Annotated in this window: 13 protein-coding genes and 2 pseudogenes; 4 read left to right on the top strand and 11 right to left on the bottom strand. The window is 66.9% G+C overall.

Translation table 11 applies throughout. The features are described from left to right. Window positions 1-235 precede the first annotated feature (235 nt). The gene (locus tag AB0C62_RS25300) at window positions 236-601 is read right to left on the bottom strand and encodes an STAS domain-containing protein (RefSeq protein WP_362976719.1); all 366 of its coding nucleotides are present in this window, start codon (window positions 599-601) and stop codon (window positions 236-238) included. A gap of 223 nt (window positions 602-824) precedes the next feature. Here AB0C62_RS25300 and AB0C62_RS25295 point away from each other — a divergent pair, with 223 nt between their 5' ends. Beyond that, window positions 825-1,238 carry an ATP-binding protein gene (locus AB0C62_RS25295; protein ID WP_362976717.1) on the top strand — a complete coding sequence of 138 codons (414 nt, stop codon included), beginning with the start codon at window positions 825-827 and terminating at the stop codon, window positions 1,236-1,238. Between the two features lie 939 nt (window positions 1,239-2,177). Here the strand turns inward: AB0C62_RS25295 and AB0C62_RS25290 are convergent. The 5 genes and pseudogenes from AB0C62_RS25290 to AB0C62_RS25270 all read right to left on the bottom strand — a co-directional run bounded on the left by AB0C62_RS25290 (window position 2,178) and on the right by AB0C62_RS25270 (window position 5,348). Then, on the bottom strand, window positions 2,178-2,531 hold the full coding sequence (locus tag AB0C62_RS25290) for an STAS domain-containing protein (RefSeq protein ID WP_362976715.1): 354 nt from the start codon (window positions 2,529-2,531) through the stop codon (window positions 2,178-2,180). Further along, entirely contained in the window at window positions 2,528-3,817 is a 1,290-nt protein-coding gene (locus tag AB0C62_RS25285; protein ID WP_362976713.1) for a SpoIIE family protein phosphatase, read from the bottom strand. The genes AB0C62_RS25290 and AB0C62_RS25285 overlap by 4 nt, the downstream gene beginning before the upstream one ends. After that, complete coding sequence (locus AB0C62_RS25280) at window positions 3,814-4,617, bottom strand: alpha/beta hydrolase (protein WP_362976711.1); 804 nt, start codon at window positions 4,615-4,617, stop codon at window positions 3,814-3,816. The genes AB0C62_RS25285 and AB0C62_RS25280 overlap by 4 nt, the downstream gene beginning before the upstream one ends. A 203-nt stretch (window positions 4,618-4,820) precedes the next feature. Next, window positions 4,821-5,033, bottom strand: a pseudogene (locus AB0C62_RS25275) (cysteine hydrolase); the annotation flags it as partial. Between the two features lie 99 nt (window positions 5,034-5,132). Beyond that, window positions 5,133-5,348: an ATP-binding protein gene (locus AB0C62_RS25270; protein WP_362976709.1), complete on the bottom strand. Its 216-nt coding sequence runs from the start codon at window positions 5,346-5,348 to the stop codon at window positions 5,133-5,135. Between the two features lie 551 nt (window positions 5,349-5,899). Between AB0C62_RS25270 and AB0C62_RS25265 the strand changes: the two genes are divergently transcribed. Together AB0C62_RS25265 and AB0C62_RS25260 are read left to right on the top strand one after the other, a co-directional pair. Further along, window positions 5,900-6,175 carry a hypothetical protein gene (locus AB0C62_RS25265; RefSeq protein ID WP_362976707.1) on the top strand — a complete coding sequence of 92 codons (276 nt, stop codon included), beginning with the start codon at window positions 5,900-5,902 and terminating at the stop codon, window positions 6,173-6,175. Between the two features lie 73 nt (window positions 6,176-6,248). Beyond that, window positions 6,249-6,486 (top strand): annotated as a pseudogene (locus tag AB0C62_RS25260) (transposase); the annotation flags it as partial. 63 nt (window positions 6,487-6,549) lie between these two features. Here the strand turns inward: AB0C62_RS25260 and AB0C62_RS25255 are convergent. Next, on the bottom strand, window positions 6,550-6,906 hold the full coding sequence (locus tag AB0C62_RS25255) for an STAS domain-containing protein (protein WP_362976705.1): 357 nt from the start codon (window positions 6,904-6,906) through the stop codon (window positions 6,550-6,552). 179 nt (window positions 6,907-7,085) lie between these two features. Between AB0C62_RS25255 and AB0C62_RS25250 the strand changes: the two genes are divergently transcribed. After that, complete coding sequence (locus AB0C62_RS25250) at window positions 7,086-7,541, top strand: ATP-binding protein (RefSeq protein WP_362976703.1); 456 nt, start codon at window positions 7,086-7,088, stop codon at window positions 7,539-7,541. Window positions 7,542-7,757: 216 nt separating this feature from the next. On the opposite strand, the gene AB0C62_RS25245 is transcribed toward AB0C62_RS25250, so the two are convergent. From AB0C62_RS25245 to AB0C62_RS25230, 4 genes are all read right to left on the bottom strand, one after another. Further along, window positions 7,758-7,946: a hypothetical protein gene (locus AB0C62_RS25245; RefSeq protein WP_362976701.1), complete on the bottom strand. Its 189-nt coding sequence runs from the start codon at window positions 7,944-7,946 to the stop codon at window positions 7,758-7,760. A gap of 63 nt (window positions 7,947-8,009) precedes the next feature. After that, entirely contained in the window at window positions 8,010-8,516 is a 507-nt protein-coding gene (locus tag AB0C62_RS25240; RefSeq protein ID WP_362976699.1) for a MarR family transcriptional regulator, read from the bottom strand. Between the two features lie 221 nt (window positions 8,517-8,737). Continuing rightward, a complete protein-coding gene (locus tag AB0C62_RS25235) occupies window positions 8,738-9,076 on the bottom strand; it encodes a MerR family transcriptional regulator (protein ID WP_362976697.1) in 339 nt (112 codons plus the stop codon). Window positions 9,077-10,520: 1,444 nt separating this feature from the next. Further along, complete coding sequence (locus AB0C62_RS25230; protein WP_362976695.1) at window positions 10,521-10,724, bottom strand: cold-shock protein; 204 nt, start codon at window positions 10,722-10,724, stop codon at window positions 10,521-10,523. Between the last annotated feature and the right edge of the window lie 1,391 nt (window positions 10,725-12,115).

The raw sequence follows: 12,115 nt of genomic DNA, 5'->3' as shown, positions 1-12,115 counted from the left end.
CCTCGCGACGCTCCGCACCCCAGGCAAGGAACTGCGGTATCCGGCTCCGCCGGACCTGAATCCGCGACGCTCCGCGTCGCCACCATCAGATTCGCCTCACCACCGGCCTGAAGGCCGATGCACTGCGAATGGATTCCGGTAGCAGTTCGCAGCGCTGAAAGACTGGGGGGTGTCGGGGCGGCCCGGTACATCTGACTGCGGGGTACCGGGCCGCCCGGCCCCCACGCCTGCTGGGTCAGGGCTTGAGGGCCTGGGCGAGGGTGGGGTAGCAGCCGATGACCGTGTCGAGACCGACCAGTTGGACCACCCGCTCGACTGGTGCGGTGAGGACTGCCATGCGCAGCCAGCCGCCTGCGGCGTTGGCGTCGCGGTGTGCGAGGGCGAGGACGCTGATGGCGCTGGAGTCCAGGAAGGTGACCGCGCCGAGGTCGAGGACGGTCAGCGGCGGAGTGCTGCTCTCTTCGATGCTCAGGGCCTCGCGCAGGGCGTCGGCGTTGTCGGCGTCGAGTTCGCCGGCCAGGGCCAGGACGCGGATGCCGTCGACGTCTGTCCGGGTGATCGACAGGCGGGCGGGCTGTCCGGCTGGGTGGGTGTCTGCCATGGGCCCTCAGTCATTCCGTCGTGCCAGGTCACGGCCTTCGGACTGAAGGCCTGTCAAGGTCGACAATCCTACGGGTGGCGCGTCCGCGTGGCTGTGTCCGCGGGTAACTCCGCGACCTGAGGTGTCAGCGAGCTGGCAGGGGTACCCGACGGGCGACACGAAAGGGCGCACGATGAATCGATCGTCTGAGGAGAGCGGTAGCCCGTGGGGGCTGCCGTCAGCTATGGAAGCTTCCCTCGCGCTGGACGGTGACGGCTCGCGCATCGCGCAGGCCCGCCACCTCGCCGCCGTCTTCCTGGCCGGGGTGCGCGACATACGCGGCGTGCCGGTGGTGCGAGCGACGGTGGAGATCGCCCAGCTGATCGTGAGTGAGCTCGTCACCAACGCGCGCAAGTACGCACCCGGTCCTGCCCAGTTGCATCTGCGGATCGCTGGACCTGTCCTGCAGGTCGAGTTGTGCGACAGCAACCCTGCCGCACCGACGGCGAAGGCCCCGGATCCCGAACGCATCGGCCAGCACGGGCTGGAGATCGTCGCCGCCCTCGCATCGGCTGTCACCGTCGAACAGACACCGGTCGGCAAGTGCATCACTGCCGATGTCGCTCTCGGCACCATGGCCCCGCAGCCGCCGCAGTGACGCCCCGGCGGGCGGCTCACCGGGTCTTCCCTGCTGCTCCGGACGTAGCGAGCACGGAAGGCTGTCTGGACGAGACCACGACGACGGCAACACAGGTCAGTTCTGGCCCCCTTGATCCTCCACACCACGACAAGCCCATCGTCTGACCGGCGCCCGACCGCGGGGGGACGCAGCGGCAGGACGACCCAGTGAAACTGCGGCTCGGGTGGTGGCTGGCTGCTGACGTCACCCGGCCGGCTTCGGACCATGGGCCATCGGGCCGGTCTCAGTCCGGAGCAGATTGGGGGCCCAACTCGCCGAACACGCGCGTCTGAGCGGCAGCGGCCTGGTGACGGTCGTATCGTTCCTGCCCCGGTGACCCTGTCGTGCTGGTGCAGGCACCACGACGGTCTGACGTGGTGCCGGGCGGTCGTCCCGAGGCAGGGGGCCGACCGCCGGGCTCTGCCGGACCTGACCACAGCGGCAGGAAGCCGCCCTCGCCAGGTCTGAGAGCGAGCGCGACGCCTGGTCGTCCCGTCACTCTCTGCCGTCGGGGCAACGACTCGCCCACGGGCAGTCGTCGCGGGAGGAACTCACTCCTATGCCTGCGGGAAGGGGCCGGTACGCCGCGTCACTTCCAGTACGGGTTCGTTGAGCGGATCGGTGTGCGGGATATCAGCGCTCTTGAGACCGCGCGCCAATCGAGGGCCCGAAGCCCTGACGGGATCGGCTTCGGGCCCTCGCCCGCATACCACGCCCGCCTGGTGCAGGTTTGTTTGCTATTGGAGGATGCCGTTGCGGCGGCCCGGTGCCGACTCACCCCTCGGCCGGGCCGCCCCACGACAACCGCGGCCATCCCCTGATCCGTCACGTCACGTCATGCGCGCCTCTCACCTCGTCGATCGCGCCCTGCGCCAAGAAAGCGAGTTCGTTGCTGCGTCGCTCGGAGGTGAGGACGGGTCAGCTTGCCGCGGATCTGGAGGCGTTGACCGTTGAGGCATCGGGGTGGATGGTGAAGACCCGGTCCAGGCCCGTGATGGACAGAATGCGGGCCACGTTGTCGGGGATCGCGGCAAGAGCGATGTCGGCGTCTTGTTCGGTGGCGAGGTTGCGGGCGGCCAAGATGACTGTGAGGCCGCTGGAGTCGCAGTATTCGAGGCCGGCCAGATCCAGGGTCAGCACTTGCCCGCGGGTCAGAGTGAGTTCGTTGACGGTCTCGCGAAGGCGGGGAGCGCTGTCGTAGTCGAGGTCACCGGTGATTTCCAGGATGGGTCCGGTGGCAACGTTGCGGGTTGTGATCGTCAGTTGGCTCATGTCCGGTCGTCCTTCGCGGGGGCGATGGGGAGCGGGGCGGGCACGCCGAGAGCGAGCAGTGCTGTGTCGTCGTCCAGCCCGTCACCGAACCCGGCGAGGAGCCCGGTCAAGGCGGTGACCAGGGCCTTTGGTCCTGCAGCGGGCTGGGCTGCGGTGAAGGCGCGCAGGGCGTCCTCGCCGTACAGCTCGCGCTCAGGACCTGTGCGGGCTTCGGTCAGGCCGTCGGTATAGAGCAGCAGGGTGTCGCCGGGGAGGAGCTGGGCGCTCGCGGTGGCGAACGGTGCGCGTGGCAGGACGCCGATGAGCAGGCCACCGGGGGTGGGCAGGTAGTCCGCTGTGCCGTCCGCGTGCTGGATGAGTGCGGAGGGGTGGCCTCCTGAGGCCCAGTGGACGTCGGCTTTTCCGTCGGCGGGGTGGGGGTGGAGGAGGCCGAATATGGCGGTGCAGTAGCGGGTCTCGCCGCTGGTGTAGCGCTCGTGCAGGACGGTGTTCAAGGTGCTGAGCACAGCGACGGGGTCGGGGTTGTGCAGCGCTGCGGCCCGCAGGGTGTAGCGGGTCAGTGAGGTGACGGCTGCTGCCTGGGGACCCTTACCGCACACGTCGCCGAGGAAGAAGGCCCACCGGCCATCGCCGAGGGGGAAGAGATCGTAGAAGTCTCCGCCGAGCAGGTCCGGGGAGGCGGTGTGGTAGTAGGAGGCTGCATCCAGCCCGGGAACATCGGGCAGTGCCGCGGGCAGCAGGCTCTGCTGGAGAACGGCGAGGGCTTCTTGGAGGCGTTTGCGGTCGGCCTCCGCCTGCCGGTGTGCTTCTTCCGCTGCCTGGCGTCCCCGCAGCAACTCGGTCTCGTACGCTCGGCGTTCGCGGGCATCGAAGACAGTGGTGCGAATCAGCAGGGGCTCGCCGTCCTCGCTGGTCTTGACCTTGGAGGTGACGAGCACCGGCATGCGCTTCTTCGCAGCGATTTTGAGGTCCAGGGCGATGCCGCTGACCTCACCCTTCATCTGCAGCATCGGGGCGAAGTGGGTCTCGTGGTAGAGCTTGCCGCCGACGGTGAGGAGGTCGGCGAACCGCATCCGGCCCACCACCTGGTTGCGGGAGAGGCCCAGCCAATCCAGCAGTGTGGTGTTGATCTTTGCGATGGTGCCGTCCATCAGGGTCGACAGGTACCCGCACGGCGCCTGCTCGTACAGCTCATCGACGCTGTCCTCCAGCAGCGAGGTAAACGCCGCGTCCGTGGCACCTGTCTCGTGCTCCGTATCCGGGTCTTGGTCGCGGCTGCACATCATCGGCGATCACCGAGGAATTCGGTGATCGCAGCGGCGGTGGCCTGTGGGGCACTCAGCTGCGGGCAGTGGCCCGTCGCCTCCAACGTGATCAGCCGGCTTCCGGAAATCGCCTGGTGAACGTATGCGCCGACTTCGCGCGGGGCGATCACGTCCTGGCTGCACTCCAGGACCAGCGTCGGCACGGTGACCTTCTTGAGATCGTCGCGGCTGTCGGACAAGAACGTCGTACGGGCAAAGACCCGGGCCATGGCAGGGTCGGTCGCGCAGAACGACGTCGTCAGCTCCTCGCCGAGCTCCGGCCGCTCCGGATTGCCCATGATCACCGGGGCCATCGCGGCGGACCACCCCAGATAGTTCGACTCCAGGGACTCCAGCAGCTCATCGATGTCGTCCGCGCTGAAACCGCCCCGATAGCCGTCATCGTCGATGTAGCGAGGAGAAGGGGCCACCATCACCAAACTGGAGAACCGCTGTGGGGCCTTCACCGCCGCAAGAACGCCGACCATGGCACTCACTGAATGCCCCACGAAGGCCACATCGCGCAGGTCCAGCTCCTCGCAGACTTCCAGCACATCCGAGGCGTAGCCCTCCAGCGAGCTGTAGCGCTGCTCGCTCCAGGCCGAGGAGTCCGCGCTTCCGGAACCTACGTAGTCGAACAGCACCACCCGGTAGTCCTTGGCCAGTGCGGGGACCACCAGCCGCCACATGTTCTGGTCGCAGCCGAACCCATGCGCCAACAGCACAACCGGTCCATCGGCACGGCCGGTGACAGAGACATTGTTCCTGCGACGGATATCCATGACGTCAGTCTCCCATCCCCCTCGTGGCCCTCGACATCAGCCAGATCCATCGCCGGTCAAAGCGGCTGCCCTGAAGGGAGCCCGACCACATTCGCCGACAGCGTGTTCAGGTTCAGTGCTGTCGTCCGGCACGTCAGCTTCCGGGATGGAATGCCCGGAAACCCCAAAAGGGACGGACAGGGAAGCGCCGATAGGCGTTGTCTCGCGAGCGCGCTGTCGAGCAGCTCTCCGTGATGCGAGCGCCATTCTCCGAAGTTGTCATGGACGTAGATGACGGGCGCATCCCTGTGGCGGGCCCGTTCCAGGGGAGCAGCCGCGTGCGGTACCACCTCATGGACAGAGGGCAGCAGAAGGTCGACGTCGGGATGGTCGTAGGTGTTGATCATGTCGATGACGATCAGTGCGGTCCTGCCCATAGCTGACCCCACAGGCTCACACGGCCGCTGAAGCGATCCGCCTGGCGATCCGGTGTTCGGTCCGGATGGCTTCCTCCAAGGCAGGGCGAATCCCGAGGTTCAGCTCACCGCGGGACGCCCATGTGGTGAGAAGGCCGGCGATCCCTCGCAGCGCAGCCGGCCGTCCCCTATCTCCAGCGTGAGCCGGATCGGTCCAGGGGTGTGCCGTACCGAGTTCGCGACCAGCTCGCTGATCAGCAGCTCGACCGTGTCCGCCAGGCCGCTCAGGTGCCAGCCGGCGACCTGCCGGGTCGCCAGCCGGCGCGTCTCCCGCACGCAGGTTCCTCCCGGAACCAGAGGCCAGGAAGCGTCCCGCACGGCAGCGAAACGTCCCGGTGCGCGTACGCGCACCGGGCGCAGCGCGCGGGACCACAGAGCCATCTGCCGGGCATGCCAGGGGGTTCCCGCTATATCTACGGTCTGTGCACGGCGCCCGCGCCGACTGATCAGCTGCATGCCCGCGCGCCCACCTGGACGGCGGCTCATGGCGCGCACGCCCTTGCGCTGGAGATCCTGCGCCGTGGAGCACTCGATCGCCGGGGTGGCCACTGAAGATCAATCCCTTCTCGTCTTTGATGTAGCACTCGCTTACCCACGAGGTGCACAGCGTTCCCCTGGAGAGGAAACGGTCGGGACGGCAGCCGATCTGTCCGCCGGAGGCCCCGTCTGGGATGCTGAAGGCCAGGCTCGGCGTGGGGGGGCAGACGGTGTATACGGAACCTATGGCGCGAGCGGTTGTGGAACCAGCAGTACTCCGACTGACACGGCAATACCCCCGTGGCAGGTCGTTCTCCACTACGGTCACATTCGGCGGTGACGACTTCAGCATGTGCGCCCACATACGGGCGCAGTGGGCGGCACCCGGGCAGGTGAAGATCGCGCTGGCCTGTTGGGTCGTCAACATGGACACCGCGCGCTATCGCGGTGACAACCCGCCTGCCAGGGAGGAGATGCGCCTGCCGCCGGAAGGCACAGCGGAGTGGAACGAGGAACTGACGAGCCGGGTGATCGGCCACCTCGCAGCTCGCATGAACGCTCTTGCCACCGCCCTGCCGACCACCGACGAACACCTCACCATCACCGTACCTCTCGTCCTGACGTAGGCCGGGACAACGCCCTGGCGGCCCGGCCTAAAGCTCCTAACAGAAGCCGTCGATCATGTGACTCTCGGTTGGGATGGTCGTTGGTCTGGTCGCGGGAAAGCCTCAGTCGCGACCGCGGATCGCGGCGGATGAACTGTGCCCGCTTATCGAACCTTTGCTCCCCATGCTGGCACCGAAGCTGGTGGAGGGCAGACCTCGAGTGCCGGACCGGCAGGCCCTGTGGGGGGGCGTTTCGTCCTGCACACCGGGATCCAATGGGAGTACCTGCCGCAGGAGTTGGGCTTCGGCCCGGCATGACCTGCTGGCGGCGCCCGGCCGCCCTGGTGTGGCGGTCCGGGACTCCATCCGAAGGCCCCGGGCTGCCGGATCCCGGGTCAGGCGGCGAGGGCTTGGGAAAGCGTGGGATAGCAGGGGATGATCGTGTCGAGGCCGACGATCTCAATGACGCGCTGGACCGGGGCGCTCAGAGCCGCCAAGCGGATCCATCCGCCGGATGCTGTCGCGGTGCGGCGTGCCGCGACCAGGACATTGATGGCACTGGAGTCCATGAAGGTGACGGCACTGAGGTCAAGCACCCACCGCATGGGGTTGCTGTCGACGGCCTGGAGTGCCTGGCGCAGGGCGTCCACGGTGTCGGCGTCCAACTCGCCCTGACAGGCCAGAACCTGGATGCCTGCGGAGGTGGTCTGAGCTGTCGACAGCCGGTCATGCTGCTCGGCGGGATTCTGCATGGCTGTCCCATACCCTTCGCGATTGTCTGCTTCATCAGGTAGCGCCTTCGGGGCGAAGGCCGCAACCACCGCACCCTACGGATCCTTCGTTCTGGTGGCTGTGTTGCGGCTGACGCGCCGGGTGGAGCGTGCCCGGTGCCAGGCGGGGTATGTGGCGGGGGATAAGAAAGCGGGCGGACATGGACGAATCACCTGACTGCGTCGGCGGCGGGCGGTCGAGTCCTGCCCTGTTGCGGGATGTCTCACTCGAACTGGACGGTCACGGCTCCCGCATCGCCCATGCCCGGCAGCACGCAGCCGCTTTCCTGGCGGAGGCCAGGGACGACTACGGCATCCTGGTGGCCACGGGCACGATTGAGGTCGTTCAACTGATCGTCAGCGAGCTGGTCACCAATGCCCGCAAATACGCGCCTGGACCGGCAACGCTGCATCTGCGGATTGTCGGGCCCGTGCTGCGAGTTGAGCTCTGGGACGGCAGCCCCGTTCTTCCGGCCGCCGAAACCCTGGACCCACACCGTGTGGGCCAGCATGGCCTGGAACTTGTCACCGCACTCGCCCGCACCGTCACCATCGAATCGGCCGCTGTCGGCAAACGCATCACAGCGGAGATCGTTCTCGATACGACCGGCGCGTAGGGGGCAACGGCCAGCCCGGTGCTCCCCCGTCGGCCGCCGACAGCGCTCACGGCATGTCCTTGCTGAGTGGAAGTCGCAAAAGTAAGGCCCGCTGCACGAACCCTCACCTCATCGAGTCGAAGAAAATGTTGCCCTAGGGCAACCATCGTCCACGAGCCCCCCAACTGGCAACCCACGACCCGACCGAGCCTCACTGCCGAACTGGCGTATTGGCCATCAGTAGGCCGCCCACAGGCCCCGCATCAGCGACGAACCGCTACCCCACCCGGTGCGTTCGGTGACGTCACAGGCCGCGGCGATGTCACGGAGGCGCGCGGCAGGGTCGCGGGCAACGACGATCAGCACGCGGGCGTGGTTGGTGAAAAGGCTCCACCTCACGGCCTGTCCGTTCACGGCCTCCCCCATGCAGATGCCTCCTTGCCCAGGTCAGATCGCAACTCGCCGGCGATAGCTTTGGCCGGGCCTGAATCACAGCGTCGGCGGGGGTGGGACCTTCTCGGCGGCGATGCGGAGCATGGGGTGTCCGGCCAGTGCTCGCTGCAGGCCGGCGAGGCCTTCGGTCAGTGCGGCGCGCTGGTGCCCGGGCATGCTGTCGAGCGCTTGCAGGAGGAGTTGGTCGCGCCGCTCGCGAACCTGGGCCAGGTGTTTACGGCCCGCGTGGGTCACGCCAAGCATGACTTCGCGGCGGCTGTCGGGGCACGGCCGGCGTTCGACGAAGCCAAGAGCCTGGAGACGGTCGACCAGGCGAGAGACCGAGGGCGGCGACGCACCCAAGAGCCGGGTGAGCGCCCGCATACGTATCCCGTCGTCGCGGTCGACGAGATACATCACGCGCAGCTGCGAGACCGATATGTACGGAGGCGGGCCGTCGTTGCGGTCCTGTTCCCACATCACGTCGAGGAGCTCTGCAAGGCTGCCGGCCTGACGGGCCGTGGCGCGGACGGGGTCGAAGCCGGGGCTGGTGCGCTCGCTCATGCGTTCTGTGTCCGCGGGGCCCGGTTACTGATCCAGTTCCTGTATGCATGGCCGGGCAGCACGCACGTCCGACCCGGCCGGACGAGGCCCCTGGGCATGGCCACCAAGCCTCCCGTTCTCTCACATATGACGATACGACAGCCCTTGCAGGCCGACCCTGCCGCCAGCTCCTGATGTGTACGCCTCCCCCGCGTACCACCCCGCGGCCGGTCCAAGCCGTCTCAGGCCGCGGCCGACGGGCCGGCCGATCCGGCCGCGCGACGGTACTCGGCGTTGATGCGCTGCGCTTCCTCGAGCTGGTCCTCAAGGATGACGATCCGGCAGGCAGCCTCGACCGGCATGCCCTGGTCGACGAGTTCGCGGGCGCGGGCCGCGATGCGCAGCTGGTAGCGGGAGTAGCGGCGGTGGCCGCCCGGCGAACGGAGTGGGGTGATCAGGCGGACTTCGCCGATCGCGCGGAGGAAACCCTGCGTGGTGCCGAGCATCTCGGCGGCCCGGCCCATCGTGTACGCGGGGTAGTCGTCATCGTCGAGCCGGTCGAACGAATCGCCTGCTGTCATCGCACCTCTCTCATAGAACGCGTGGAGGGGCCCTGGCGCGAATGCGCCAGGGCCCCGAAGGAACTGCTACACCATCTGCCGGCCCTGATCCTGCACCGGCCTACTTATCCGCACACCCACCCGGCAACAGACGGGGAATGCGGGGATCGCGGTTGCTCGACCGGAGACCACCTCACTATCGATGTCCTGCGGTACCCGGGCTCCGTCATTCCGCCCGGGCGATCCTGATGGCGCTTCACTCCTCCGATATTTCCTCTTGACCAACACTTACCGAAGGGAACTGCGTACTTCTGGCACTGCTCTACTGCGCGATTCCTACTGCGACCTGAGAAAGCGTCACACTTCGGCAGCCAGCCCCGTCGCCCATCCAGCAACTGCTCTGGCTTAGAACCCCACTGCCGAACCTCCCGATGCGCGCGCCCGCAGCCGACGCCTTCACCGAGGTACCACAAACCAACTTCACTGCTGGGTCCTGCGAACTGTACTTACCGGTCCTGCACCTGCAACTTCAACTGCGGTCCTGCTCACGGTGGCCCCTGATCACTGCGGGCCACCCGGTCCGGCAGCCAGTCCCGTCGCCGACCTGCAACAACCCTGGCTTCGAAACTCCACCACCGCACCGCCCTACTAACTGCAACCACTGGTCTTGCTCCAGGCAGTTCGTGTCTGCCGGGCCCTGCTGTCTTCCTGGCTACGAGAGAAACCATAGCCAGCCGATCAGCCAATGTCTACTCCAGCCATCACAGATTTACGCGCGGCCAGTAAGGAGGTAATCAGACTTGAGGAGCACGGCTGCTCCCCGGGGAGTAGCCGAGGCGCAGCACAGGGTGCAGGTCGAGTCGCGCGGTTGAAGTCTGTACGATCCCAGCCGCCGTACCTCGCGGATGCGAGCCGGGACGGGCTGCCGCGCCTGCTGCGAGAGGCGTGGAATCCGGCCTGGCGCAGATGCGGCGGCGTCACCGTCCGATTGGAGAGAGAGTTCCGTGGCCTGCGCGACCAGGCCGGCCCTGCGATATCTGCGCCTTCACCGCTGGTGCGTGCTTCCCGGGCCGCATGGCTCATGGACGACCAGTCGACGCTGTCCAAATCGTTGATCATGCGCGGCACCATGTCGGAGAGCACTGACACGCCCCAATGATCGATCGCACATTGGAGACCCGGTCGGGCTTCTGCCTGTACGACAGGCCGCCGAGGACGGCTGATCGGTTCTCGGCAAAGGTTGGCATCACCCGGTCCGCTACACGCGATGTCTTCGTCGTAGCAGGAAGACACAGAGAGCGATACCCGGCTGTTTCCCGGCCCCCGTTTGCTGCCATCCCGTCTGTCCGGGCCGTGTTCGCCACAAAACGGCGGAAGGACCCAGCAGCGCCGGGCCCCTCCTCACGCAATGGGAGTCAACCCGAGGCCCTGGGAGCCGCAGGAGTCCTCGGCCAGCCCGCTCAGGTCAGCCGCGCACGATGTTCTCGGCCTGGGGGCCCTTCTGGTCCTGGGTGACGTCGAACCTGACGCGCTCGCCCTCGCCCAGCTCTCGGTAGCCGTTGCCGAAGATGTTGGAGTAGTGGGCGAAGACGTCGGGGCCGCCGCCCTCCTGCTCGATGAAGCCGAAGCACTTTTCGGAGTTGAACCACTTCACGGTAGCGCTGGCCATGCTGCTGTTCCTTCGAAATAACGCCGGGTCTCCCCCGGCTGAGCTGTGACAGGCGCCCCTCCGTCACCAGAGCGCACCCGACACCCGTTCTGCCCCACCCGCCCCGCAGAACAATCTCCGGCGGCACCACGTCCCGTGGCCGGGGCGGCACGGATCGCTATGCAGGCTCCGACCCGACATTCCCTACATCTTCAAGAGCCTCGCGGGTGATCTCGGGAACGAAGACCGAATCGTTCTCCATGCCCTCGGGCAGGTGGCCACGACTGTCCTCACGAAAGAGGAACGACGTCCCATGGCCTTCCCGCCTCGGGATGCGTCAGGCGTGCACGACAGGTTCTAACGGATGGAACTCGTCGCTGCTCCGCACCCTCGGTGCGGGACGACTCTGTTGCTGTCCCCTGGGGGTGAGTTCCCGAGTCCAGTCCCGGCCCAATACACGGCGATCGATGCCTTGTGGTTCCGTCGGGGGCGGTGACGAAGACTTCGTGTAGCCGGATACCGCCCGGCCGCTGGTCGGCGTCCGCGCCTTGCCGCCGGAGGTCGGCGGCTGAATCAGCCGTTCCGCTGTGGACACGCGAGGTCAAGCGCGCGTGCAATTTCTTCACGTTTTCCGCGCCGTCCCCAAATCACGCGGTGGCATAGTTGATCGACTTGATGAATCGGACGCCCCCGCGTCCGCGTTGGGGGGAACTTCACATGCGTACTCGTGCTGCTGCGGCGTCCGCCGTTCTGATGCTTTGCACTCTGCTCAGCTCGGCGGCCTGCACGTCATCCTCGGAAGGCAGCGGGTCTCCGAGTGGCTCCACTTCAAGGGAGAAGACGAGTTCGGGTCAGGAGAACAGGAGTGCCTCCACTGTCGATCCCTCGGCCTGCGCGACGATCAGTGATCAGATGCCAGCGGGCTGCGAGATCGACATGGATGTCTCCGAGATCGATGAGGCCACACCTGCGACGGAGCCTCCGGCGACCAACGTGACGGTACCCGCCACAAAGTGATGCGTTATGGGTGAACGGGATCTAAGCAGGTTCCCGGACGTCACTATCTTGTCGGCGAGCCTGTGGCGGCACGCCTCAGTGGGCGTGGAGCGCTTCGTGGGGCGCTGCAGCGTCAGCGCGACGAGAGCCGGGGCACGGCCTGACCTGCTCTCTTCACATTGGATCCTCTTCCTGTTCGCGCGTTCGTGTGATTACGCTCCTGCGTAATCACAACTTGAATGACGACCTCGACCACGAGGTCGGGGTGGGGAACTGGAAACATCGGCAAGATGCGCCTGAAGTGTGCAGTCATGGGCGGCGCTGCGGCGCTTGCGAGGTCATCTCTCGTCGCGTACCCGGCGCAGGCTGATACCCAGCCGCCCGCCGGTTACATCGAGGTGGATATGCCGGCTGAC

Origin of the sequence: Streptomyces sp. NPDC048643 (assembly GCF_040650615.1) — a bacterium.
Lineage (GTDB): Bacteria > Actinomycetota > Actinomycetes > Streptomycetales > Streptomycetaceae > Streptomyces.
Note: the sequence above shows the minus strand (reverse complement) of the source record. Positions and strands in the feature narration are given on the sequence as shown.